Here is a 225-nt window from a genome sequence, read left to right as displayed (position 1 = left end):
CCTGAAGGACGCGCCCAACGCCAAGGTGACGGCGGACTTCACCCTCAAGAACGGCGAGCTGTCCCAGGTGGACGTGGACCTCGCCAAGCTGGCGGAGACAGCCAAGGTCAAGAAGCTGGGCCTGAGGCTGCGGATGGGCGAGGGCACCAGGCCCACCGCTCCGGCCGGTGCCACGAAGCTCGACCTGGGCGACCTCATGAACGGCTTCCTCGGCGGGCCGCCGAT

1 pseudogene is annotated in these 225 nt (G+C 68.9%); it reads left to right on the top strand.

The window, feature by feature from the left end:
• Positions 1-225: pseudogene (locus tag OO52_RS45895) on the top strand (hypothetical protein); the annotation flags it as partial.

This window comes from Streptomyces flaveolus, from assembly GCF_000716535.1.
In the GTDB taxonomy this organism is placed as follows: Bacteria; Actinomycetota; Actinomycetes; order Streptomycetales; family Streptomycetaceae; genus Streptomyces; species Streptomyces flaveolus_A.
The sequence above is the reverse complement of the archived record's forward strand: the minus strand, read 5'-3'. Positions and strand labels throughout refer to the sequence as shown.